This is a genomic window from Mycobacterium stomatepiae, from assembly GCF_010731715.1.
GTDB classification, from domain to species: Bacteria; Actinomycetota; Actinomycetes; order Mycobacteriales; family Mycobacteriaceae; genus Mycobacterium; species Mycobacterium stomatepiae.
Window position 1 is genome coordinate 2,129,683 of the sequence record NZ_AP022587.1, and the last position, 22,636, is coordinate 2,152,318.

Sequence of the window (22,636 nt, forward strand, 5' to 3'; positions counted from 1 at the left end):
CCTGGTTTCATGGTTAGCCGCCTCCTACGTATACCCACGAATCCCCGACTTGTCGGTAACCGTACGCTTCCGCATTGCTCTTCAGGAAAGCGATCTCCATCGCGGAGAACGAATTCGGATCCACTTCGAGAACATCTTCGACAGAGTCGAACTTCCCCAGCAGTTCATAGTCGATCCGCGGTACTCTGCTCTCCATTTGATCCCGCAGGAACTGCTCGTTGACTTGCCACACAAGGCCCTGCGATTCAGATTCACCCAGGCCATAGGTCATCGCTTCCCAGGCCGGGTCGCCGGTGCTGAAGAAGATTCCACCGTGACCCCTGGCTTCGCCGATGTAGCCTGCTTCCAAGCCACCGAATTTACCCAAAACAACTCGATCTGGGTTGTCGCCGACGTAGTGAGTCGACATTTCCGCGATTTGCCGAGCGAGGGTTGTGGTGGGCTCTCCGTGCGTGAAGGCGGAATTGAGATCCTGCCCCGCTTCCCCTGCCAACGGGTGGAAAGTGATTGGGTGTTCGAAACCGATCGGTGTATGCGGCAAATGTGTTGGGCCGTAGTCGATTGCGGCAGCCGCGTCAATGTCGGCAAGCCTCCCTACGCCTGCCACTTCCGGACCGAAGAGCAGTCCAGGCAAGGACACCGCTGCGTCGGAGGCTTTACCGCCCAGGTAATAGGCCGCGCTCGGCGAGTTCAAGGCATTCTGCACTTCGCCGATCGCCGCCCCCGCTGGGTTTTGAACAGTCTCGACGGTGCCTTGGATCATTTGCTTCCACGCGTCAAGCGCGCCCGGCAATCCGCGATTTCCTACCCCGAGAAGGTTGTGCACGCCCTCTTCGGTTGCAAACCAGCGGTCAGCGAATCCTTCACCGAATCCCGGGGGTGGCACAGGCTTCGGCTCAGGGGGCATATAGGGAGGAATTCCGCCCTGGTCGATCCACCGCTGTGCGCCGGCCACCGTTTCGTTCACGCGCGCCTCGATCTGATCCGGCGGCACGCCGTCGCCACGCAACACCTGGCGCAACAACGCCTTAGCGCTCTCCATCTCCGCCGGGCTCGGCTGAGGCAGCGGAACGGGCCCTTCCCGCAACAACATCTCCTGCAGCGACCGCGGCCTGCCGCCGGCTGCAGGACCCAGCGGGCCCCTCGGTGGCGCGCCGCCCGGCGCCCCGGCCGCAGGAACCGGCGGCACCTTCGGGGGTGTACCGCCCGGTGCCACGGCCGCCGGAGCCGGTGCGTCCTTAGGTGGGGCACCGCCGGGCCGAGGGTCTGCAGCTCCGGGGGGCATCAACATGTCTTGCCACGTCTTGGGCTTTCCCCCGGGCGGAGCCTCGCCAGGCGGAACCAACATGTCTTGCCACGTCTTCGGCTTACCCCCGGGAGCCGGGGGGCCCTGCGGCGCCGGAGCACCGCCCGGCGCGGACCCGCCGGCGCCTAACGGGACCGCACCGACGGCAGCGCCGATCGCGGTGGCCAGCTCGTGATCGGCGGTGTGGGCATGCACCTTGCAGGCGTTGAGGTCCGCCTGCAGGTTCTGCAGCTGGTAGGCCAGGTCGAGTCGATTCGGTGGAATTCCCTTGGGGCCAGAGTCGATTCGCCAGTCCGGCGTGATGGACCACCCGTTCGCCTGGGCAGCGTGCTCGATCTTGTCCAGCTCACCCTTGCACGCGCTCACATCCGCCTCGGCACGCGAAACCGCGGCCGCTACTTGCCTGGATTCCGCGCCGTCGGCCTCGATGTCGCGGCGAATCTTGCCTACGTCGATGCGGAAAGCGTCCCCCGCCTCGCCTTGCCAATCTGCGAGCACGCTATGGGCCTGTTGCAAGCTTTCCCCCAAGCGTTGCAACGTATTGGCGCGCCCGGTCGCCGTCTGGAACACCGCGCGAATCGCGTTCAGATCCCAGCGCTTGACGTCCGCGGGAGTCAAAGACCCCACCCGACTACCCCTGTTCTCGCACCGACCTGATCGCGCTGGCCGAGTCGTCCTCGTTCGTAGCGAACGCGACCATCGCTTCGGCGACGTGCGTCCCCAACCCGCCCACCCGGAGCTTGTGATGGCTGTGCTGGGTCTCCCACCGGGCAGCCAGCTGACCCAACGCCAGCTGCGAGGACCCGATCCAGCCCGGTGTGGCCTCGGCTAGCCCGTCTTCATGGCCGGCGAAGTCGATAGCGGCCTCACCGATCCCGTTGAGCACTTGGTTGCTGCCAACGTGCAGTGCGACGAGATCGACATCCAACTCATCAGCCACGATGACCCCCTCCCGGTCCCCTACACGGTGCCGTGAAGCTTAGCCCGTTTCGCGAAACCACGCCCTTCACCCTGAACCCATCGCCCGTGCCCTCGGCACCGGCGACCGCTACGGGCTCAACGGCGGAATGCCCAAGTCACTGACCCTGCTCGATCGGCTGGGCCGTACTATTCGCACGCTAGATGGCAGAGCGCTCTTGGAGGTCTCAGTGAGTCAACCCCATCCCCTCGACCGATACGTGGGCTCTTGGGCACTGGTAACGGGCAGCGCCAGGGAACGAGGCCTGGGCTTTGCGTACGCATGCGAGATTGCCAGCCGCCGTGTCAATCTCGTGCTGGTAGACATTCTGGCCGAGGAGCTGGAGGCCCGGGCGGCGACGCTTCGAACCGAGTACGGCGTCGAAGTCCGCACCATCACAGTCGATCTCGGCGACTTGTCGGTCTATCCGAGAATCCTCGAGCGGCTCGCCGACATCACCGTCGACGTCCTTGTCTGCAATCGCATGTACACCCCGAAGGACACGCCGAAAATCCTGGATATGTCGTTGGGCGTTCACAACGCGATGATCGATGTCAATGCGCGCGCCTACGTGAACCTGATCTACCCCTTCGCGCATCTGATGACGCGGCGGGGACGGGGAGCCATCGTGATCGTTTCATCGGGCGCCGGCCTGATTCCAGCGCCCTACACCGGCGCATACGCCGCCAACAAGGCTTTTCAAACCGTCTTTGGTGAGGTGCTGTGGTACGAAACCCGCGGTACCGGCGTTGACGTCTTGGTCATGTCCGCCGGCCTGATGGACACGCAGGGCCACACGTTATCGCAGTATCCACGCTGGCAGATCGCCGCCCCACGAGATGCCGCCGCGGAAACGCTAAGCGCCATTGGCCGTAGGCATCTCGTCATGCCCGGACGGCCGAATCGCTTCACCACCCTGCTCACCACCCGGCTGATCCCACGTCGCCGCGCCGTAATGACCATGGGGCGCTTCATGGAACGTGGATTGGGCAAGAACTAGCCGAGGATCTTCGCGGTCTCGCGTCGGACAAATCCCCCGCCGGCCGGCAAGCCACCAGTAGGTGTGCGAACAGACTCAAGGAACGCCGTGCCGAATTTTCATGCCTTTCACCCTTGTATTCGGCTCCTTGTCGTCGCCCATCTCTATCATCGGCTCATGCATAGGGCGTTATCGATCGTTGCTTCCGCGACTAAATTCCGGGGCCCGCGAGGCATTTCCACGGCATGAGGATCGCGTTCATCTTTCTCCCGCTTTACTTCGGGCTTCTGTTGGGCTACTTCACGCACCGCGTCGCGCTGGGCCTGGTAGGTGCCTGCTGTGGCCTCCTGTTCGCCGGACTCATCCAGCCGGCCTACCGTCGGTCACGGCGCCGACCACGGACCCATGCAGCCATCAGCGAGGTCGACGCGATGGACGGCGTGGAGTTCGAAGACTACGTCGCCGCACGTATGCAACGCGCGGGCTGGGAGGTCAGCTTCACCCCCGCCGTGGGCGACTACGGCGTTGACCTGATCGCGCAAAAGGACGGCCAGTACGCGGCGATCCAGTGCAAGCGGCACGGCAAGACGGTCGGCGTCGCGGCCGTCCAGCAGGTGGTGGCGGGTGCGCGTCATCACGGGTGCACGCGGAGCATCGTGGTGAGCAATCAGGAGTTTACCACTGCCGCAAAGCAATTGGCCTACACGCACGGCTGTCAATTAATCGGTCGCAAGGCGTTACGAAGCTGGGTACCCGCACCCACCGGAAAGGCATTGCGCGACTGAGGCTCGGCCGCCTCACGCGGCGAAATCTCCAACGATGGTCATTTTGTTGCCGTCAGACGCGGTGGCGAAGCCGACCTCGGTGTATGCGCAGTTCAGGATGATCGCGCGGTGTGGCGGACTTTGCATCCACAAGTCGAGCGCCTCATTCGGATTGGCCGCAGATCCGGTGCCCCAGAAGACGACCTCACCACTGTAGGGAGTCCGATAGCCCGCATCGGTGATACGCACCTGCGGTGAAGAGCCGTCCGAACCGATGTGGCCATTCACGCCGCTTCTGAGCATGTCGTTGGCGTGCCGCTGCGCGGCTTCTGTCAGACGCGGGTCGTTGCCGATCGCCCCGCATCCTTCGCGAACCAGATTGACGCCGCTGTACAACGACTCGTCTGCGTGCGCCCTAAAATTAGCAACGGTCCGGGGAGCCGTTAGGGAGAAGGCGCCGAGCGAGAGCACGGCAGCAATCTTGACCTTTCTCGTCATGTTGCCTGCTGCCACGCTTTGTTTGTCGCTCGTGGGCGCGCAGACGTTACCGTCTGGTGACTAGCCAGGTCACCCGGGCCGGGCGCTCAAAACGTCCAGCTCTGCCGCGGATCAACGAGGCAACCCTGGCGCTGAGCAGTGCCATATCCGCGATTCTCGCTGAACCCGCTGCTTAGCGCGGACACGACGTTTTGCTCACCGCAGGTGCGCGTCTCTCCTGCGGGCGTCTCTGGACGGTCGCGACTCCCACCCTCCTGATGCGCCGGTGCCCTTCAGGTTCGGTTCGGCTGACTCCTCATGCCGAGAGACTACGTGACCTATCACATATTATTCGACGATTCGCATATTTTGCTCGCAATGATATATATAGATTAGCTATAGTAAGGATGGCGGAAACGAAGCAACCGGAGGCGGTGGCCCAGGCGCCGAGGCCCATCCCACATCGTGATTAAGAGTCGAAATGAAGTCCAAACGCGCTCGCATCGGCGCTGCCCTACTAAGCTGTACCGCAGCAATCATGCTTCCTACTGGCGTTGCCAGCGCTGATCCACCAGACCCACACCTGCCGGACCTCCCGACGAACTACTGCGAGGGCCAGCGATTTATGGGATTTGTCTGCGACGGCACCAAGTATCCCGATGGATCGTTCTGGCACCAGTGGCGCGAGTCGCAAGACAGCGAGTACAGCTGGGGTCCTCCCATTTGGCACTTCGACTGCGTCAGCGGCGACGAGCCTTTCCCGGCCCCGCCCCCACCCGGCGGCTGCGACGGAGCAATTCCGCCCGCCTGACCTCAACCCGCACACTTTGAATAGGAATCGAAATGAAGTCCAAACTCTCTCGTATCGGTGCTGCGCTACTGGGCTGTACTGCAGCGCTCACGGTTTCCGCTGGCGTTGCCTCCGCTGAACCACCAGACCCGCACCTGCCCAACATCACCCGGAACTGGTGCGAGGGTGCGCGGATGTGGGGATACATCTGCGACGGCGCACCGTACGCGGACGGCTCGTACTGGCATCAGTGGGAAGACGAATACACGTACCACTACGACTGCGTCAGCGGTAACGAGCCATTCCCGGCCCCGCCCCCACCCGGCGGCTGCAACGGGGCAATCCCACCCGCTCCGCCACCGCCCTGAGCGCGGCGAGCAATAGCTGCAACTACCAATTGCTCGGCGAGTAATCCTTGAGAAAGCAGCCGCGCAGATCTTCGCCGGCCTCCCCGCGCACGATGGGGTCGTACACGCGAGCGGCGCCATCGACGAGGTCGAGCGGGGCGTGGAAACCCTCCTCGGCCAGCCTGAGCTTCGTTGGGTGCGGACGCTCGTCGGTGATCCAACCGGTATCGACGGCGGTCATCAGAATGCCGTCCTGCGCTAGCATTTCGCCGGCGCTGGTGCGGGTGAGCATGTTCAGCGCAGCCTTCGCCATGTTGGTGTGCGGATGCCCCGGGCCCTTGTATTTGCGACTGAACTGCCCCTCCATGGCGGACACGTTCACGACGTATTTGCGGCGAGCAGGTGATGCGGCCATCGCCGGGCGCAGCCGGCTCACCAGAATGAACGGCGCGGTCTGGTTGCACAGCTGAACCTCAAGCAGTTCCATCGGGTCCACCTCGTGTACGCGTTGCGTCCAACTGTTGATGGACGCGGTATCGGGCAGGAGGCCACCGGCATCGATTGCGGTGCCCGCGGCGATCCGGTCCGGCGATGCGCTTCGAGCCGCGAGGGCTAATTCCGTTACAGCGTGCGGAGTTTGGTGCTCAGCGAGGCTTCCGGCGAGTGCCGCGGGATGGGCGTCGCTGACGCGGTCGAACGTGATCACATCGACGAGTGCCGGCGCCGGAGTGCACTCCGACTCCACGAGCGCCGCGTAGGAGCCGGGCGCTCGGCGGACGGTTTGGGCGGCGTTGTTGATCAGGATGTCCAGCGGGCCTTGCCCGGCCACGGTGTCCGCCAGCGCGACCACCTTTGCCGGGTCGCGCAGGTCAATGCCCACGACGTGTAGGCGATGCAGCCAGTCGCCGCTGTCGGGCATCGTGGCGAAGCGGCGCACGGCGTCGTTCGGAAATCGGGTGGTGATGGTCGTGTCGGCGCCGTCGCGCAGCAGCCGCAGCGCGATGTACATGCCGATCTTGGCGCGCCCACCGGTGAGCAGGGCGCGTCTGCCCGTGAGGTCGGTGCGCGCGTCGCGCTTGGCGCGGTTCAGCGCGGCGCACCCCGGGCAGAGCTGGTGGTAGAAGGCGTCGACGACCGTGTAATGGTTCTTGCAGATATCGCAGGCGCGTGACCGGCGCAGCGTGCCTGCGGAAGCCCCAACCGTGGTGGACACCAGCGGCAGGCCCTGCGTCTCGTCGTCGATGCGCCCAGGCGCGCCGGTCGCGGTAGCGGCGACAACGGCGCGGTCAGCGGCCGCGATTTCATCGCGCTTGGCGTTGCGACGGGCCTTCTTGACTGATTTGAAGATGCCCGCCGTGGCCCGACGCACCGTGACGGCATCGGGATGTTCGGGTGGCAACGACTCGATATCCGCCAGCACCTGCAGGCATACGTCGAGCTTGTCCGGGTCGATCGCTTTCACGTAGGAAGGGTACGGCCTTAGTCCCGTTGATCGCGTATTGCTCGCCTTCCACGCGGTCGGAGCAGCCCGGATGTAATCACTGGGTCAGGGGCGGAGAGAGCCGCCCAGCCGACGGATCGGGTGGGTCAGACTGGTCGCGACGGTTTGTGCGAGGAATCCTGTGGCATCGAAATATTCGCGCCAATGCGTGATCTTCCCGGCATCGAAGGTCAGCACTCCGGCGACGGGTGCGGCGGCGATCAGCGTTCCATCGGCTCGTCGCAGGCGGTCAATGCGCGCGGTATGCACGACGTCGTCGTTGCTGGCGATGCTGAGGATTTCGACATCGATCGTCGCAAGCCCCAAGACCCGATGTGCGATGCGGAGAAAGCGCATTGCTTGACGCGGGCCGGTGAGCTTTGGGATGGGACGTTGATCCCAAACGCCTTCGCTGGCAAGCACATTGAAGGGCGTGCACATCGCATCGAACGACTCGCCCCATGCGGCGAAGAACTCGAGGGCCCGCAGCTCGTGCTGATCGGATGTCGTGTCGGACGCAGTCTTGACGGGCATGCGGCTATCTCCTATCCGGTGTTAGCGATCGTTCGCCGATCGCGATGTTCCCTAGTGCCGCCGTCAAGCGCTCACCCGTCCTCATCCTTCCTCAGGTGGAAACGTCGCGGCCATCCGGGCAGACGATCCGCCATCACTATTATTTAGCACTCATTCAATGCCGCGATGATGTGCTTGAGATGCGAAGACTCTTCCAGGCTGAGCGATATCAGGCTACAATTCTAATTTCTATTCAACAACATGGATTGCCGCCGGAAGGGAGCGCCATGTCGTACCGGGTGCAATTGCTATGTGCATGGGCCGGCCCGGCCACCGTGCTGGTGACCCTGCTCGGATGGCTGATTGCCGGCATCCTGCCGATCCCGCTGGGATCGTCGAGCAGCACCCAGGAGGTCGTTAACTTCTACGGCCACGACACCCGCGTGCTGAGCGGGTTGGTCATCTCCCAACTCGGCATCTGCCTGGTCTTTCCGCTGATCGGCTTGATCGGCTATTTCTTGCTGCGCATCGAGGGCCGACGCCCGATCTTGACGTTCGTGCAACTTGTCACCGGAGCGGCAACAGGTGTGCTGCTGCTTCTTCCTATGCTGCTGATGGCCGTGATCGCGTTTCGGCCCTATCGCAATCCCGAAATCACGGTGACGCTCAATGACATCGCGTGGCTGGGTGGATTCAAGGTTTGGTTGCAACAGTTGTGTCTGTCGGGGTGGACAGTAGCTTGTTGAGGCGGTTGGTGGGGTTGTCCCAGTTGAAGCGTTTTCGGGGTCGTCCGTTGAGTTCGTCGGCGACGTAGGCGAGGTGTTCGGCGTCGTGCACCGAAAGGTCGGTGCCCTTTGGAAAGTATTGCCGTAGTAGGCCGTTGGTGTTCTCATTGCTACCGCGCTGCCAGGGTGAGTGGGGATCGCAGAAGTAAACCTCGATGCCGGTGTCGATGCTGATGCGGGCGTGGTGGGCCATTTCGTGGCGTTGGTCCCAGGTCACGGTGCGGCGCAAGGTGGCGGGCAGGTCTTTGACCGCGGCGATCATGGCCTCGGCGACGGCCTCGGCGCTACGGGTATGGGGTAGGTGCAGCAGTCGGACATATCCGGTGGAACGTTCAACCAGCGTGCCGATTTGAGAGGCCTGGTCCTTGCCGATGATCAGGTCTCCTTCCCAATGGCCTGGCACGGCGCGGTCGTTAGCTTCGGCGGGCCGCTCACTGATGTTGACCATGCCTTGGATACGGCCGCGGCCGTCACCGGCGCAGGCCCGTCGGCGCGGTTTACGCAACGCGCGCCCGGTGCGCAGGCATGTCCTCAGTTCCCGGCGCAGTTCTCCGCGCCCTTGCACGTAAAGCGCCTGGTAGATGGTTTCGTGGGACACCTGCATCTCCGGGCGGTCAGGATAGGTCGCGGTCAATACCCCGGCGATCTGTTCGGGGCTGTACTTGTTGACCAACAACGCTTGCACCTCGGCCCGCAATTGCTCACAGCGGCCCAACTTGCCGGTCTTGGGTCGACGCGCCCGTTGCTCGCTGCGCCGCTGAGCGATGCGCGCCGAGTAGCCCGACTTCGCGTCCCAACCGGCCCGGCGGGCCCTGAACCGATACCGGGCGCGATAACGGCCCACATGCCCTCGCATGACACCGTTGTGGGCAATCTCGCGCATGATCGTCGACGGCGCCCGGCCCAACCGGCGCGCCATCGAACGGATCGACTCACCGTGCGCGGTGCCGATCATGATCTGTTCACGCTCATCCGCCGACAGCCGCGGCCGTCGCTGTCCTTGAGGCTTTGACCATCGTGGATTCACACCACCAAACCTGCGAAACCACTTGCTACCGCACGTCGCCGACACGCCGACCGCCACCCCGGCATCCTCCGAGGACCATCCCGCAGCGATCAAATCCCAATACCGCCGCTGCACCACCAACAACTGAGGCTGACCCGTCATCAACACCCCTAACTACGAAGTGTTGCAACCACCCCTTGAACTCAAGCTGGTGTTCCTCACCCCGATCGCACCGTTCATCATCCAAAACGTCGTCATCGGGATCGCCATCCTCAGCGATCAGGCGCAAATCCTGCCGCGCTGGGTCGGATACCTGAACTTCTGGATTGCGGCCTCGTTTCTGCCCGACGTGCTGGCCTTCTTTTTCCACAGCGGGCCGTTGTCGTGGCGCGGCGTCCTGGTGTTCTGGCTAGCCCTAACGACTTACAGCGTTTTTCTCGTCGGCATGGGGCTGGTCATGCGATCCGCGATACTGCGATCGGCCAGCGCAGCGGACCCAACGACCCTGGGGGGCTAACGCATGACAGTCGAAACCGGCCAACATCGTTGCGTTCGTCCGCCGTTCGACCCGGTCAGCATCTCGCCGGTTAGCTTTTGGCAACTCACCGCCGAAGAGCGCGAACCACATTTCAAGATCCTGCGCGACGAGCGTCCACTTAGCTGGCATCCTCCGCTGGAGGGCACGGTGATTCCCGCACCGGTTGACGGGGTTTGGGCGATTACCCGCAATGAGGACATTGCGTACGTCAGCAAGCATCCGGAGATATTCTCGTCAGCCCAAGGGGTGCAGATCGAGGCCATCCCCGACGACATCCTCGATGCCGCGGAATCGTTTCTGGGCATGGACGGCGCGAGACATTCGAGCCTGCGCCGACTGATCAGTTCGGTGTTCACGCCCCGACAGGTGGCAGCGATTCAGGACCAGGTCACCCAGCAAGCCGTCAAGATTGTCGACGATCTCCTCGCCACCACCGAAGGCGATTTTGTGGAGCAGGTGTCCAAGCCATTGCCGATGTGGACGATCTACGAAATGGTCGGTCTTCCCGCTGAGCGGCGCGACGAAGCGGCGCTGCACGCCGACGGCATGGTCTCATGGGCCGACGCCGACGTCGCCGCCGGACGCGAACCTGGTGCGGTGGTTACCGATTCACTTGTTGGTCTTCTCACGCTTGGCCTTGAATTGGCCGAGGAGCGACGTGCGCATCCCGAGAACGACTTGATGTCTCGACTGGTGGAGGCCGAGGTTGAGGGTCGCTGCCTCACCGACGACGAACTGGGCGCGTTCTTCGTCCTGCTCTCCGTTGCGGGGAACGACACCACGCGCAACACGATGACACTGACCACAATGGCCCTGCAGCAATACCCCGAGCAACGCCAACTGCTGGTCGACGACTTCGATGGTCGTATCAAATGCGCCATCGAGGAGTTTGTTCGGTGGGCGACCCCGGTGATGACCTTCCGCCGCACCGTCGCTCAGGACACGGAGCTACACGGCCAGCGAATCAACGAGGGCGACTGGGTGGTCATGATGTATTCGTCGGGCAACCGTGACGAACGAGTCTTCACCGACCCGAATGTTTTTGATATCCAACGTAAACCGAATCCCCACGTCGCCTTCGGTGGAGGCGGACCGCACTATTGTATGGGCGCATTTCTGGCGAAGATGCAACTCGAAGCCTTCTTCCGCGAGCTGATCTTCCGCGCCCCGACCCTGCGCGTCGGTCAGCCCGAATACCTCACCGGGAATTTCGTGCGCGCCGTCAAATCTCTTCCCTACGCTCTCGGCTAAGTGGCGCCGAGCGGTCACTTGACGTTGCGCCGGGTACCAAACGTTCACCTGACGAAGCGGCGGCGGTTTCACAGCTTGTCGAGTCGCGGAAACAGAATTTCCTGCGCCAGGAGCTGCAGGGCAGCCGCGATCGGGATGGCAACAAGCGCTCCGACGATCCCGAGCAGCGAGCCGCCGATCAATGCGGCCACCACGGTGATCAGCGCCGAAACATTGACCGCTCGTCCAATGATCTTGGGCACCAGAAGGTAGTCCTCGGCGAGCCGGAACACCACGAAGAACACGATGGTTCCGATGCACACCGGAAGCGACACGGTGAGCGCGACAGCGGCGACGACGAAACCGGCGATCGTCGACCCGACGACCGGGATCAGGTCGAAGACGGCCACGAAGATGCCAAGCAGCAGCGAGTAGGGTACCGCGAACGCGGTCAGCCAAATGAAGGTGGCAACCCCGGCGATGACCGAGATCAATACGTTGCCTAAAACGTAGGCACCGACCTTGGCGAAGACTTCGTCGCCGATGAGGATGGCGCGCGGCCGCCGGGTGTGTGGCACCAATCGGTAAAGGGTGGTGCGGATGCGGGGCATGTCGACCAGGAAGTACACCGTCAACACCGCGACGATGAGGATGTCGGCGACCGCTTCGAAGATGGCGGTTCCCGCACTGACCAAATCATTGAGGATCGATCCTCCCGAACCGTTGAGGGAGTCGGTGATCCGCTCCTGCAGATGGAAACGATCGTTGAGCCTACCGACAGCCGAGGAGTGATCCTGGGCCTGCTGGATGTAATGCGGCGCTTCGTGTATCAGCTCACCCGCTTGTTGGGCGAGCGGCGGGATAGCCGCACCAACAAAGGCACCCAGTAGTGCAAGAAAGATCGCGAACACCAACGTGGTCGCCGCCCACCGCGGCAGTTTGTGATTGACGAACCACGAAGTTGCCGGTTCGAGACCCAGTGCAAGAAAGAACGCCACACCGATGAGCAGCAGTATCGACGACATTGCTTCCAGGACAAGCACTGCCCCGTAGGTGACGGCGACGCCGGCGGCCGCTGCCATCCCCACGAAAAAAGGAGATCGCCGGTCAAACTGGCGACCCGGTCGGCCAAGGGGTTGTTCGTCTGAACTCATCTCGGCCGCTGCGGTTTCCGCCTCGGCGACCGGCCCGTCCTGCTGGTGAGGTTGGGCCACTAGATCTCGATCTACCTCGACCTCTCGGCCTTCGCCGATGAGGTCGTTATTGACACCCACCATTGGTCGACCTCCGCTAGTCCGTCCGCGGAACAGCCTCCGCTTTCCCCGGAGTACCCGGTTCCCGAGCTGCGAACAGCCGAGCTTCGTGCAGGTCATCTGCTTGCACCTTGCTGTCGGGGTATTCGCAACGGACACAAAATTCGGATGTCCGACATCGCGACGAGCGGATCGCCGCGCCGGGCTCACGTCACTTTTGGCGCGGGCATCACGCTTAGACCCACGCGTGGAATCGAGCCGCCGTCGTCATGGCCTCGGCGGGCTCCAGCAGGTTAGTCACGCCGGCCCTTTTTCACTGCGAGGTGGCGTTTCCCGGAGGGAACGCTAGGTATCAGGCAACGATGACGTCTTTGTGGGTTTCCGACCGGGTCGAACAACCTTGGGCCGTAAGCAAGCTCGATGACGGTCCCCGGTCGGCCGATGTCGTCGTCATAGGCGCGGGCATCACCGGGCTGATGACGGCGGTCCTGTTGGCGCGCGCCGGCAAGGACGTATTGGTGTTGGAGGCACGCACCGTCGGCGCATGCGCCACCGGAAACACCACCGCCAAGGTCAGCTTGTTGCAGGGCAGCCACCTTTCGAAGATCCTGTCCAAACACGGGAAGGGTGTGGCCCGTGCTTACGTCGACGGCAATCGTGAAGGTCAGCAGTGGATCCTGGACCATTGCGCGTCTCACGGCGTGGCGGTGCAGCGCGAAGACGCCTACACCTACGCCCAGTCCGCAAAGGGCATCCTGGCCGCGCGGGCCGAACTGAAGGCGTGCCAGACGATCGGAATACCCGCGGCTTGGGAAGACGATGCCAAGGTGCCATTTCCATACCACGGTGGTGTGCGACTGGCCGAGCAGGCGCAGTTCGATCCCATGTCATTCTTGGACACGTTGGTCGTCGAATTGCTCAGCCGCGGCGGCCGGTTGGTCGAGCACACCCGAGTACGTCGAGTGTCCGGCCACGGAAACGGACATCGCATACATGTCAACGACGCCGCAGGGCAGGAAGTCGAGATCAACGCCGCACAACTTGTGCTAGCCACCGGTATTCCAATTCTGGACCGCGGCGGCTATTTCGCGCGTCTGAAGCCAAGCCGGTCTTACTGCTTCGCGTTCAAGGTCCCGGGCGACATCACCCGACCGATGATGATTTCCACCGACTCCCCCACGCATTCAGTGCGCTACGCGCCAGTGGCGGACGGAGAGAGATTGATCGTGGGCGGCGCGGGCCACACCGTGGGTCGCGAAAAGAGCCCCTCCAAAGCACTGGCGGAGTTGTTGTCATGGGCTCGTACTCACTACCCCGGCGCGGTCCAGACCCACTTCTGGTCGGCGCAGGACTATACCCCTATCGATCATTTGCCCTATGTCGGCCCAATCTTGCCGAACAATGAAACCATCTTCATTGCAACGGGTTTCAGTAAATGGGGCATGACGAATGGCGCCGCGGCGGCGCTTGCGCTATCGAGCCGGATACTGGGTGGCCGAATGGATTGGTCCAGCGCCTTTGCCAGCTGGAGCCCGCACGAACTGTCGGGCCTGCTGACCGCCGTCCAATCCAACCTCGAGGTCGGCTTCAACTTGACCAAGGGCTGGGTCACCCCGGCGACACGGACGGGCCGTCGCGCACCCAACGAAGACGAGAGTGGCGTGGTGAGCGGACCACCGTGGCATCTGGAAGCCAGATCTCAGGTCGATGGCATAGAACATCGTGTTTCTCCGGTATGCCCCCACCTCGGGGGGATCGTGAATTGGAACGACGCCGACATGTCCTGGGAGTGCCCGCTGCACGGCTCGCGGTTCGCGCCTGACGGCACGCTGTTGGAAGGACCCGCCACCCGTGATCTGACCGCGCACCCGCGCTAACTAGTGCGCCCATTCAATGTCGTTGCGCGATGACGTTTTCAACGACACGGCTCGAACTAAGTTTGTTTTAACCTAACGCTGAGCGCAGGAGCTACGCGACCCGCCCGCGCGTTACAGCAGACCCGGTACCGATACCGGTGTCGGTGTGGTTGCGGCGCTTCAGGATTCAGTTGCTTTGGGTGCGCGTTTCTATGACACGGTTGGCAACGTCGGCAAGCTTGATTTGACTCTCCTGCGATAGAAGTCGCAGCATCTCGAAGGCACGCACATCATCGACGCCGTAGCGCTCCATGATGATGCCTTTGGCTTGACCGATACGGTCTCTGGTCGACAACGCCGCTTGCATATTCTCGTCGTGACGTGTGGCCAAAATCGCGGCGGCAGCATGAGGGGCGAGTACTGTGCCGGTGGTCTCGGCATCGGCGTCCCAGACTCCGGCCCTGAAAGAAAACAAATTCAGCGCTCCGGCCGTGCGGTCCGCGGTGTACAGCTTGAAGCACAGGCTACTTAGTACCCCCAGCTCCATAGCCGCGGGCGCATAGCGTGGCCAGCGCGATTCGGTCCGGAGATCATCACATCGCACAACCGTTTCCTGCAGGGCGGCCTCGGCGCAGGGTCCTTCGCGGAAGTCGTGCTGCAGGTTGTCAAGTTCGGCAGCCAAGCCCGTGGTATCTGCCAGGGACTCGAACTCTCCACCCTTTTTCACGAGCAGTATTCCGGCGATGTCGGCTCCCGGAATGAGCTCCACCGCTGTCGCGGTCACATCGTTGAGGACCTGCACAAGTGCTCGGGGCGCGGCAATCGTGCGGGCAAGCTCAGCCATGCGCACAGCGAGGTCGTGCCTGAGGGTCGGGCCGGAGGAATCCATGTAATCCGACTACCCACGATTCAACCCGCAACGCGACCAACCATCGGAACTGGTCAACAGAGCAAAGCGCCACCAGCTTCCGTCACGGCATCGAGTCGCGCCTTCCGCAGGTCACAAGTTCACCACGATCGTCATCGCAAGTTCTTACGCCACAGCGCCGTGGCGGGTCGTTTTGCCCGATGGGGACAGCGAGGACGTGGGCATCGTGAGAAGCAACGGTGTCCGTAGTTCCTGCGCCGCAACCAAGTGCTGGCCTCACGCGATTGGAATCACTTGAACCCAATCACTTTCCTAACTCCGGCGGCAGGAGTTTGCGTCGATCCAATCGGAGTATCGAGTAGCGAAGATAGTGGCGTTCTCGCCGGGTGCCAGGGTGTGATCGTCGATCACCGCACCGAAGTACGGCGCCTGGGCATCAGTCACGACCTGACGCTGATCACCATTGGCTGCCAGGCCCGCCCGGACAAAGTCGTCCATGCCCATTGCCTCGGGTCCGGCGATCTCCGTTACTCCGTTGAAAGGGCGTCCGACAGCCGCATGTACAACGGCGGTGGCGACATCGTCGGCCGCGATGGGACGGAACAACGCGTGCGGCAACCTGACAATGTCTCCGTCTGTTGCGGAATCGGCCAAGCCAAGCGCGAATTCGTAGAACGGAGTTGCTCGCACGATCGAATAAGGCCGGCCCGAATCTTTGATCAGGTTTTCCTGAGCTGCTTTCGCGGTGTTGTAGCCGCTATCGGGCATGATCTGCGCGCCCACTACGGACAACGCGACATGGTGTTTGACGCCCGCTTCCTGTTCAGCAGAAAGAAGATTCGTGGTCGTGGTCGTGAAGAAATGCATGACAGGTTCATCGTCGAACAACGGTGAATCGGCGACGTCGACCAGGACATCCGCGCCGGCGACGGCGTCAGCGAGCCCTTCACCGGTTAGTGAATCGACCCCTGATCGGCGTGAGGCGATGAGCACGTCGTGTCCCTGCGCGCTGAGTTTGGGCGCTACTTTCGACCCGATCAGCCCACGATCGCCAATGACCACGATCTTCATGATGTACCTTCCAGAGTTGCGCCTGCCTGGGCAGGCGAATTACGCGAGACCGAGTTCACGGGCCCGGCTCACCGCTGCACTGCGGTGTTCAACGCGGAGCTTGCGGTACACGGCGCGCTGGTGGGTCTTCACGGTGTTGAGCGAGACGTATAGCCGCGCACCGATCTCACGTCGCGATAACCGGGTGGGCAGCAAGCGAAGAACCTCGAGCTCCTTGGGGGTCAGCTCCTCACCGGACGCGAACACCTTGCCGAATTCGTTGACCGGTTTCGCGGCGATCGGATCAGCACTGCGCGCGATGTCATCGGCAGCGGCCAAGTGGCGCGCTGCCTCATCGCGGAGGCCCTCACCCTCGAACCAGGCTGCGGAACGTCGGTGCAGGTCGGCGACGAGATCGGGGTCGCTGCGGCGCAGCTCGGTGCGCAGCAACTCCGCGAACAGCTGGTGGTAGCGATACCAGTGACGTGACATGTCCAGTGGCACCACAAACAGGTTTTCGCGCTCGATCTTCTCCAAGATCGAGGATGAGCCAGACGTTTGCAGCATGGCGTCGCACAGCGCACCGCTGAGTCGGCCCAAGACCGAGGTCCGCAGCAGAAAACGGCGGATGTGCGGCGGCTGACCGTCGAGCACCTCGGCGACCAGGTAGTCGACGATGTGGCGGTTGTCGCCGGCGAAAGTCTGGATAAATGCGGCCGCGTCGACGCGACCGGCCAACGACAGCCCGGCAAGATGCAATCCCGCAGCCCACCCTTCCGTGCGGCAAAGCAGCAGTTGCACTTGCGCGTCGGTCAATTTCAAACCGACCATGCCGTCCAGCAGTTCCGCGGCTTCGCCGGACTGAAAGCGCAGATCCTCGGCCCGCAACTCCAGCAGCTCGCCGCGGGCCCGCAACCGCGCAACGGCAGCATGGGATCCGAGCGGGTCGCGATGGCCAGCTGGAATGTCTGCGGCATCCGTTCGACGACGAAACCCACCTGCTCATGCACGCTCCGATTTTCGACAAGGTGATAGTCGTCGAGGATCAGCGCGATCTGGTGATCGATGGCGGCCAGCTCGCCGAGCAGGGTGGGCAACACCAACTGTCGGAAGTCGGCACCCCTCTTGGTGAGCTCGAACGCACGCGGCGCCACCCCTGGGCTGGCTTTGCCCAGCGCCGCGATCACGCAGGACCAGAATCGCGAGGGATCATTGTCGGACGAATCAAGGGACAGCCAGCCCCGTCGACGACGATCATCGGCGCCGCTTGCCCATTGCGCCAAAAGCGTTGTCTTGCCCCAGCCCGCCGGTGCACTGAGCAACGTGAGCTTGCGAGAGGGTTCCGCCGAAAGGATCTCGATCAGCGCCCGCCGTTCGATGAGCTGAGCGCGGATGGTCGGGGCGGACGACTTGGTGGCCAGCAGCAGGGCCGGCTCACCCGTTTCGGTCGATGCTTCGCCATCGAACTCCAAGGGGATCGGTGTGACGTGCAGCCGATCGGCGATCGTGGAGCTGCCGGCGGCGATCATCCATTGAACGCTAATCGCGATGTCGCCCTGATCGTGGGCCACTTGGGCACGGCGAGATGGGGCCAGTTGACCGGGGGTGTTCAGTGCAGCAGGCGAATCAAGGCGTCCAGCGCCGCTGACCATGCGCTTGGCGCGGGCGCCGCAAACCCGATCACCAAGCCGTTCCGCTCGCTGGCGGCTTGGGGATGGCGATACACGTCAAGACCTTCCACGCCGAGCCGACGCCACGCGCGTTGCCGGCACAAGGCGCTCTCGTCGGCGCCGGCAAGCTCAAGTAGCACCTGCAGGCCCGCGGGCATTCCCGCGACGGTGGTCTTCGGCGACGACTGGGCAACCGCGGCGACAAGTTGCTCGCGGCGGCGCCGGTACTGGGCGCGCATCGTGCGGATATGTCTGTCATAGGAACCGGACACGATGAATTCGGCCATCGCCAACTGGTCGACGAAACCCGAAGTCTCCTCGCGTAAACCTCTCTGCTCGCCCACCGCATGGACGAGTCGGTCCGGCAGGACCAGCCACCCAAGCCGAAGGCCCGGCGCCAGCGACTTGCTCGCCGTCCCCATATAGATGACGTGTTCGGGATCGATGCCTTGTAGCGCACCGACGGGGCTGCGGTCGTAGCGGAATTCGCCGTCGTAGTCGTCTTCGATGATCAATCCCCCGGTACGTCGCGCCCAATCGACGACCGCCGCGCGGCGGTCGGAATGCAACGGCACGCCAAGCGGGAATTGGTGCGACGGCGTGAGCAGCACACTGCCCGCATCCGCTATGCCGTCGAGCGCCATGACATCGGCGCCATGCGAGTCTATTGCCAGTGGGGGGCAACGTAATTGCGCTCGAGTCAGCGACGCCCGCTGGGTATCCAGACCAAATTCTTCGACGGCGACGGCGGCGACCCCGTCCGTGGCCAACGCGCCGGCCACGAGGTTCAATCCTTCGGCGGCGCCGCTGCAGATGACGATGTTGCCCGGTCGGGCCCGAACCCCCCGAACACGAGCAAGATATTCGGCAAGGGCGCTGCGAAGCTCCGGCCGCCCATCTGGATCGGTGTAGCCAAACGCCTCGAACGGTGCGGCGTTGAGCGCTCGCTTGACCGCACGACTCCACTCCGTCCGTGGAAACGACGACAGGTCCGGATGTCCTGGTCGTAAGTCGTGGTCCAACTGGCGCTGCGTCCGTCGCTTGGTGGGTGAGGCGATGACCGGACGACTTCGGCCCGTTGGGCAACCAAGGTGCCCGAGCCATGGTGCGAGGTGAGCCAGCCCTCGGCGATGAGTTCGGCGTAGGCCCGGGCAACCGTGTTTCGCGCAACACCGAGGTCGGCGGCCAGCACGCGACTCGAGGGCAACTGAACGCCCGGCACCAATCGCCCCGAACGGATCGCGTCGCGAATGGCTTCCATCACCCCGTCACGCACCTTGCCGCCGGGGCGATCCAAGTAGAGATCCAACCCGGCGACCGAGCTTTGTGACCCGTTGGTTGCGCGCATTTCAGTGCTCGACGCGCCCCACGCCGGCGATCCCGTCCATGGCGTCATCTCCCCTAGAAAGGCGAAGTTAAGAGTACGCCGGTTGGCCGTCCACCCTGGGCCTTCGATCGCCCAGTCACCCTTTGCACTCACCCGGGTGAATTAGCTCGCCGGGTGATGACGACTCACCCATCAGCTGTGAATGCTGGCTCAGCAGATGGCGAGCGGAGGGCTACATGCAGCCGACGGTGTACCAGATCCGCATCCGCGGGCTCGTGACCGAGCGGCTCGGGTCCGCATTAGAGGGAATGCACCTTGAGACCGGTGCGGCCGAATCCGTGTTCACGGGTGAAATCCGAGACCAGTCACAGCTTTACGGACTGCTCGACCGAGTCCGTGATCTGGGCCTCGAGCTCGTCAGCGTACAACCCGCAGCCGACGGCTGACCCGATAAAAACCAACCGCACATCAGGAAGGATATGCAATGAAAGCCATTACTGTTTCAGACCATGAGGCCGGTGTCGCCGGCCTGTCGATGACGGAACTGCCCTACCCCCAGACCGCCGAGAACGATGTCATCGTACGGGTCGACGCCGCGGGTTTCACGCGCGGCGAACTTGACTGGCCGCACACCTGGATCGACCACGCGGGCCGTGACCGGACACCGAGCGTACCCGGCCACGAGCTGTCCGGAGTCGTGGCCGAGTTGGGTTACGGCACAACCGGTTTGACCGTGGGCCAGCGGGTGTTCGGGCTTGCCGACTGGGCTCGCAACGGCTCGCTCGCGGAATACACCGCCATCGACGCCCGCAATCTCGCACCGCTGCCGATCGACATTGACCATACGGTTGCCGCGGCACTGCCAGTCTCCGGATTGACTGCCTGGCAGGGCCTGCTCATCCACGGCCGCCTCGCCGCCGGACAAACAGTCCTGATCCACGGCGCCGCGGGCGGGGTCGGGTCGATCGCGGTGCAGCTGGCTCGTGAAATCGGAGCGCGGATCATCGGCACCGGCCGGACAGCGGATCGAGACCGGGCGCTGGAGCTCGGCGTCCACACCTATCTCGATCTCGAGACCGAAAGGCTCGAGGATGCAGGGCAAGTCGACGTCGTGTTGGATGTGATCGGCGGAGAGGTCCTCGACCGATCAACCGATCTGGTGCGGGCCGGCGGAACGCTCGTCACCATCGCCGAGCCACCGAAGACGCAACCGTACGACGGGCGAGCGATTTTCTTCGTCGTCGAAGCCGATCGCGCCCAGCTCGTTGAGCTGGCTACCCGAGTACGGGATGGACGCATCAAGCCGTTGGTGGGCGCCGTGTTGCCGCTCGCCGAAGCCGCCGCAGCATTCGCTCCCGGCAAGCGCATCGCAGGCAAGACGATCCTGCGCGTCGCCGGAGAGTGAAAAGGACTCTCCCGCAATGTCCCTCAAGATACCGCTCGCCGTACTGACACTTGCGGCGATGCTGGCGCCGACGGCCCGCGCCGAGCCTACGCCGCAGAATTCGCATCAAAATCCAGTTGTCCGACCGGTTTTCAACCAACTCACCAATGTCGCGGGCAAATCACTTGAAGGGGTGACCGTCAGTTATCCGCCCGGGGCTAAAAGCCTGGCTCACCACCACGCGAAATCGGCGTTCATCATGGCGTACGTGATCTCCGGAGCGATCCGCAGCCAGGTCGAAGGTGAGGCTGCGCGCGTCTATCATGCCGGTGAGACGCGGAGTGAAGCTCCCGGCGACCACCACACGATCAGTGAAAATGCCAGCACCATTGAACCCGCCGAACTACTCGCGGTCTTCCTAGTCGATACCGGTGACGGTCCGCTCACCACGGACGACGACGAGCCGCCGCAGTGACGCTGCGCGATACCGCGCCAACCAGCCGCGCGATGGTGGTCGCGGTGATGGTGTCGATGGTCGCGTTCCTCGACTCCACCGTGATCAACCTCGCTTTGCCGGCCACCGAACATGACCTCGGCGGCGGCCTGGCGTTGCAGCAATGGATCATCGACGGCTACCTGCTGGCGATGGCGGCCGCGATTCTGCCGGGCGGGTCCATCTCGGATCTGTTCGGCCGCGTTCCGGTAATGCGCTTCGGACTGTTGGCTTTTGGGGCGGGCTCGGTCTTGGCGGCGGCGTCCACCTCACCGGCGATGCTGATCACTGCGCGCATCATCCAGGGCGTGGGCGCGGCATTTCTGGTGCCGGGCTAGCTGGCACTGATCAACACGGTGTTCGATAAAGCCCGCCAGTCCGCGGCGATCGGCGTCTGGACCGGATGGACAGGAACCGCATTCGCGTTGGGCCCTCTGCTAGGCGGACTGTGCGTCGATTTCCTTGGCTGGCGTTGGATTTTCGTGTTGTCGGCGATCCCCATGGCGGTCGGGTATGCGCTGACGTTCTGGCTGTGTCCGATATCGGGGCGAGTCGAAGGCGCGCGCGTCGATACCGCCGGAGTGGTTCTGTCGTCGGTTGGGCTGGCCGCGACCGTGTACGCGTTGATCGAGGCGCAACGCGACGGCTGGATCGACCCGATGGTCACCACACCATTGGTGATCGGGGTTGCCGCACTGGTCGGCTTCGTGAGCTGGCAGCGCCGCAGCAGCCGCCCGATGCTTCCGTTGCCGCTGTTCACCTTTCGCAACTTCGGTGCCGCCAACGTCGTCACCGCGTTCGTCTACGGCGGGTTGACGCTGGGATCACTGGCCGTCGCGCTGTACACCCAGGAGATCGGCGGCTACTCCGCCACCGCAGCTGGCCTGGCGACCCTGCCGATCCCGGTGGTGTCGTTCGTATTCGCACGTCACGTCGGGCGCATCGCCGCGCGAGTGGGGCCGCGCGCGTTCCTGATCGCCGGCCCCGCCTTGGCAGGGCTCGGGCTGCTACTGATCCGCCCGAAATCTCATGGTTTCCATGCAATTACCGACCTGGCCCCGCGGATGACCGTACTGGCCGTCGGGCTGGTCGCGACTATCCCACCGCTGACGTCGGTGACGTTGGCCTCGGTGCCGGCCGAATACAGTGGCCTGGCATCGGCGATCAACAACGCCGTCTCGCGGTTAGCCGCGTTAATGTCGATCGGGTCCCTCGGCTTGATTAGCGCCGGCACGGCGAGTGTCTCCGGATTCGCCCACGCGTTAGAGGTGAGCGCCGCACTGTTTTTCCTGGGCGCGTTGTTCGCCGCGCTCTTGATCGCCGATCCCCCGGCCGGGCGCCAACCTGTGCCCTGCGATATCGCGGCGTTGTGCCGGGACCGGCCCGGTGTGCAACCCGCCCTGGCCAGCAGCCCCTCGACCGCGGCCGCATGACTCGCCCGCCGGACGAAAAGCGACAGTGAAAACTGTGAGCACCGCCACGCACGGGAATCAACTCGACCGCCATGGCGTTTGCGCAGCGGTGGCGAACGGGACGAGATGCCTTAATATCAGCCGATCGAG

21 protein-coding genes and 2 pseudogenes are annotated in these 22,636 nt (G+C 63.5%); 11 read left to right on the plus strand and 12 right to left on the minus strand.

All coding sequences use genetic code 11. The features are described from left to right. Positions 1–13: 13 nt before the first annotated feature. Together G6N54_RS10095 and G6N54_RS10100 are read right to left on the minus strand one after the other, a co-directional pair. Complete coding sequence (locus G6N54_RS10095; protein WP_163789903.1) at positions 14–1,933, minus strand: hypothetical protein; 1,920 nt, start codon at positions 1,931–1,933, stop codon at positions 14–16. Between the two features lie 4 nt (positions 1,934–1,937). Next, positions 1,938–2,246 (minus strand): RNA 2'-phosphotransferase, encoded by a 309-nt coding sequence (locus tag G6N54_RS10100; protein WP_232073555.1) that lies wholly within the window; start codon positions 2,244–2,246, stop codon positions 1,938–1,940. A gap of 208 nt (positions 2,247–2,454) precedes the next feature. Here G6N54_RS10100 and G6N54_RS10105 point away from each other — a divergent pair, with 208 nt between their 5' ends. Beyond that, the gene (locus tag G6N54_RS10105; protein ID WP_163789904.1) at positions 2,455–3,264 is read left to right on the plus strand and encodes an SDR family NAD(P)-dependent oxidoreductase; all 810 of its coding nucleotides are present in this window, start codon (positions 2,455–2,457) and stop codon (positions 3,262–3,264) included. 224 nt (positions 3,265–3,488) lie between these two features. Next, complete coding sequence (locus G6N54_RS10110) at positions 3,489–4,028, plus strand: restriction endonuclease (RefSeq protein WP_163789905.1); 540 nt, start codon at positions 3,489–3,491, stop codon at positions 4,026–4,028. A gap of 12 nt (positions 4,029–4,040) precedes the next feature. On the opposite strand, the gene G6N54_RS10115 is transcribed toward G6N54_RS10110, so the two are convergent. Next, the gene (locus G6N54_RS10115) at positions 4,041–4,505 is read right to left on the minus strand and encodes a CAP domain-containing protein (RefSeq protein ID WP_170313087.1); all 465 of its coding nucleotides are present in this window, start codon (positions 4,503–4,505) and stop codon (positions 4,041–4,043) included. Positions 4,506–5,327: 822 nt separating this feature from the next. On the opposite strand from G6N54_RS10115, the gene G6N54_RS10120 reads away from it, so the two are divergent. After that, complete coding sequence (locus G6N54_RS10120; protein WP_163789906.1) at positions 5,328–5,642, plus strand: hypothetical protein; 315 nt, start codon at positions 5,328–5,330, stop codon at positions 5,640–5,642. Positions 5,643–5,664: 22 nt separating this feature from the next. On the opposite strand, the gene G6N54_RS10125 is transcribed toward G6N54_RS10120, so the two are convergent. Beyond that, complete coding sequence (locus tag G6N54_RS10125; RefSeq protein WP_163789907.1) at positions 5,665–7,083, minus strand: SDR family oxidoreductase; 1,419 nt, start codon at positions 7,081–7,083, stop codon at positions 5,665–5,667. A gap of 84 nt (positions 7,084–7,167) precedes the next feature. Then, the gene (locus G6N54_RS10130; protein WP_163789908.1) at positions 7,168–7,635 is read right to left on the minus strand and encodes a limonene-1,2-epoxide hydrolase family protein; all 468 of its coding nucleotides are present in this window, start codon (positions 7,633–7,635) and stop codon (positions 7,168–7,170) included. 95 nt (positions 7,636–7,730) lie between these two features. Between G6N54_RS10130 and G6N54_RS10135 the strand changes: the two genes are divergently transcribed. Next, positions 7,731–8,360 carry a hypothetical protein gene (locus G6N54_RS10135; protein WP_163789909.1) on the plus strand — a complete coding sequence of 210 codons (630 nt, stop codon included), beginning with the start codon at positions 7,731–7,733 and terminating at the stop codon, positions 8,358–8,360. Here G6N54_RS10135 and G6N54_RS10140 read toward each other — a convergent pair. After that, the gene (locus G6N54_RS10140) at positions 8,308–9,567 is read right to left on the minus strand and encodes an IS30 family transposase (protein WP_456299236.1); all 1,260 of its coding nucleotides are present in this window, start codon (positions 9,565–9,567) and stop codon (positions 8,308–8,310) included. The genes G6N54_RS10135 and G6N54_RS10140 overlap by 53 nt on opposite strands. Positions 9,568–9,589: 22 nt before the next feature. Here G6N54_RS10140 and G6N54_RS10145 point away from each other — a divergent pair, with 22 nt between their 5' ends. Further along, positions 9,590–9,922, plus strand: a complete 333-nt coding sequence (locus G6N54_RS10145; RefSeq protein ID WP_163789911.1) for a hypothetical protein — start codon at positions 9,590–9,592, stop codon at positions 9,920–9,922. Between the two features lie 3 nt (positions 9,923–9,925). After that, on the plus strand, positions 9,926–11,194 hold the full coding sequence (locus G6N54_RS10150) for a cytochrome P450 (RefSeq protein WP_163789912.1): 1,269 nt from the start codon (positions 9,926–9,928) through the stop codon (positions 11,192–11,194). A gap of 68 nt (positions 11,195–11,262) precedes the next feature. On the opposite strand, the gene G6N54_RS10155 is transcribed toward G6N54_RS10150, so the two are convergent. Next, the gene (locus G6N54_RS10155; RefSeq protein ID WP_232073557.1) at positions 11,263–12,255 is read right to left on the minus strand and encodes an AI-2E family transporter; all 993 of its coding nucleotides are present in this window, start codon (positions 12,253–12,255) and stop codon (positions 11,263–11,265) included. Between the two features lie 533 nt (positions 12,256–12,788). On the opposite strand from G6N54_RS10155, the gene G6N54_RS10160 reads away from it, so the two are divergent. Next, positions 12,789–14,303, plus strand: a complete 1,515-nt coding sequence (locus G6N54_RS10160; protein WP_163789914.1) for an FAD-dependent oxidoreductase — start codon at positions 12,789–12,791, stop codon at positions 14,301–14,303. A gap of 166 nt (positions 14,304–14,469) precedes the next feature. Here the strand turns inward: G6N54_RS10160 and G6N54_RS10165 are convergent, their stop codons facing one another. The 5 genes and pseudogenes from G6N54_RS10165 to pdxR all read right to left on the minus strand — a co-directional run bounded on the left by G6N54_RS10165 (position 14,470) and on the right by pdxR (position 19,218). Next, a complete protein-coding gene (locus G6N54_RS10165) occupies positions 14,470–15,171 on the minus strand; it encodes a GAF and ANTAR domain-containing protein (RefSeq protein WP_163789915.1) in 702 nt (233 codons plus the stop codon). Positions 15,172–15,462: 291 nt separating this feature from the next. Further along, positions 15,463–16,221: an SDR family oxidoreductase gene (locus tag G6N54_RS10170; protein ID WP_163789916.1), complete on the minus strand. Its 759-nt coding sequence runs from the start codon at positions 16,219–16,221 to the stop codon at positions 15,463–15,465. 39 nt (positions 16,222–16,260) lie between these two features. Then, complete coding sequence (locus tag G6N54_RS30385) at positions 16,261–17,115, minus strand: LuxR C-terminal-related transcriptional regulator (protein ID WP_232073559.1); 855 nt, start codon at positions 17,113–17,115, stop codon at positions 16,261–16,263. Next, complete coding sequence (locus G6N54_RS30390) at positions 17,019–17,729, minus strand: hypothetical protein (protein ID WP_232073561.1); 711 nt, start codon at positions 17,727–17,729, stop codon at positions 17,019–17,021. Before G6N54_RS30390 ends, G6N54_RS30385 begins: the two co-directional genes overlap by 97 nt. Positions 17,730–17,809: 80 nt before the next feature. Further along, positions 17,810–19,218 (minus strand): annotated as a pseudogene (pdxR, locus tag G6N54_RS10180) (MocR-like pyridoxine biosynthesis transcription factor PdxR). A 215-nt stretch (positions 19,219–19,433) separates the two neighbouring features. Between pdxR and G6N54_RS10185 the strand changes: the two are divergent. The 4 genes and pseudogenes from G6N54_RS10185 (at position 19,434) to G6N54_RS10200 (ending at position 22,507) form a co-directional block, all read left to right on the plus strand. Continuing rightward, positions 19,434–19,643, plus strand: a complete 210-nt coding sequence (locus G6N54_RS10185) for a hypothetical protein (protein WP_163789917.1) — start codon at positions 19,434–19,436, stop codon at positions 19,641–19,643. A gap of 38 nt (positions 19,644–19,681) precedes the next feature. Further along, on the plus strand, positions 19,682–20,602 hold the full coding sequence (locus G6N54_RS10190) for an NADP-dependent oxidoreductase (RefSeq protein WP_163789918.1): 921 nt from the start codon (positions 19,682–19,684) through the stop codon (positions 20,600–20,602). Positions 20,603–20,618: 16 nt separating this feature from the next. After that, positions 20,619–21,056, plus strand: a complete 438-nt coding sequence (locus G6N54_RS10195; RefSeq protein ID WP_163789919.1) for a cupin domain-containing protein — start codon at positions 20,619–20,621, stop codon at positions 21,054–21,056. Positions 21,057–21,112: 56 nt separating this feature from the next. Then, positions 21,113–22,507 (plus strand): annotated as a pseudogene (locus G6N54_RS10200) (MFS transporter). The last annotated feature ends 129 nt before the right edge of the window (positions 22,508–22,636 follow it).

Bases quoted from the DNA above. Each gene is read 5' to 3' on its own strand.
- G6N54_RS10150 (WP_163789912.1), top strand. From the start codon at position 9,926: ATGACAGTCGAAACCGGCCAACATCGTTGCGTTCGTCCGCCGTTCGAC.
- G6N54_RS10190 (WP_163789918.1), top strand. From the start codon at position 19,682: ATGAAAGCCATTACTGTTTCAGACCATGAGGCCGGTGTCGCCGGCCTG.
- G6N54_RS10155 (WP_232073557.1), bottom strand. From the start codon at position 12,255: ATGGCAGCGGCCGCCGGCGTCGCCGTCACCTACGGGGCAGTGCTTGTC.
- G6N54_RS10115 (WP_170313087.1), bottom strand. From the start codon at position 4,505: ATGACGAGAAAGGTCAAGATTGCTGCCGTGCTCTCGCTCGGCGCCTTC.
- G6N54_RS10165 (WP_163789915.1), bottom strand. From the start codon at position 15,171: ATGGATTCCTCCGGCCCGACCCTCAGGCACGACCTCGCTGTGCGCATG.
- G6N54_RS10120 (WP_163789906.1), top strand. From the start codon at position 5,328: ATGAAGTCCAAACTCTCTCGTATCGGTGCTGCGCTACTGGGCTGTACT.
- G6N54_RS10160 (WP_163789914.1), top strand. From the start codon at position 12,789: ATGACGTCTTTGTGGGTTTCCGACCGGGTCGAACAACCTTGGGCCGTA.
- G6N54_RS10140 (WP_456299236.1), bottom strand. From the start codon at position 9,567: ATGACGGGTCAGCCTCAGTTGTTGGTGGTGCAGCGGCGGTATTGGGAT.
- G6N54_RS10110 (WP_163789905.1), top strand. From the start codon at position 3,489: ATGAGGATCGCGTTCATCTTTCTCCCGCTTTACTTCGGGCTTCTGTTG.
- G6N54_RS30390 (WP_232073561.1), bottom strand. From the start codon at position 17,729: ATGATCGCCGCCGGCAGCTCCACGATCGCCGATCGGCTGCACGTCACA.
- G6N54_RS10130 (WP_163789908.1), bottom strand. From the start codon at position 7,635: ATGCCCGTCAAGACTGCGTCCGACACGACATCCGATCAGCACGAGCTG.
- G6N54_RS10185 (WP_163789917.1), top strand. From the start codon at position 19,434: ATGCAGCCGACGGTGTACCAGATCCGCATCCGCGGGCTCGTGACCGAG.
- G6N54_RS10170 (WP_163789916.1), bottom strand. From the start codon at position 16,221: ATGAAGATCGTGGTCATTGGCGATCGTGGGCTGATCGGGTCGAAAGTA.
- G6N54_RS10195 (WP_163789919.1), top strand. From the start codon at position 20,619: ATGTCCCTCAAGATACCGCTCGCCGTACTGACACTTGCGGCGATGCTG.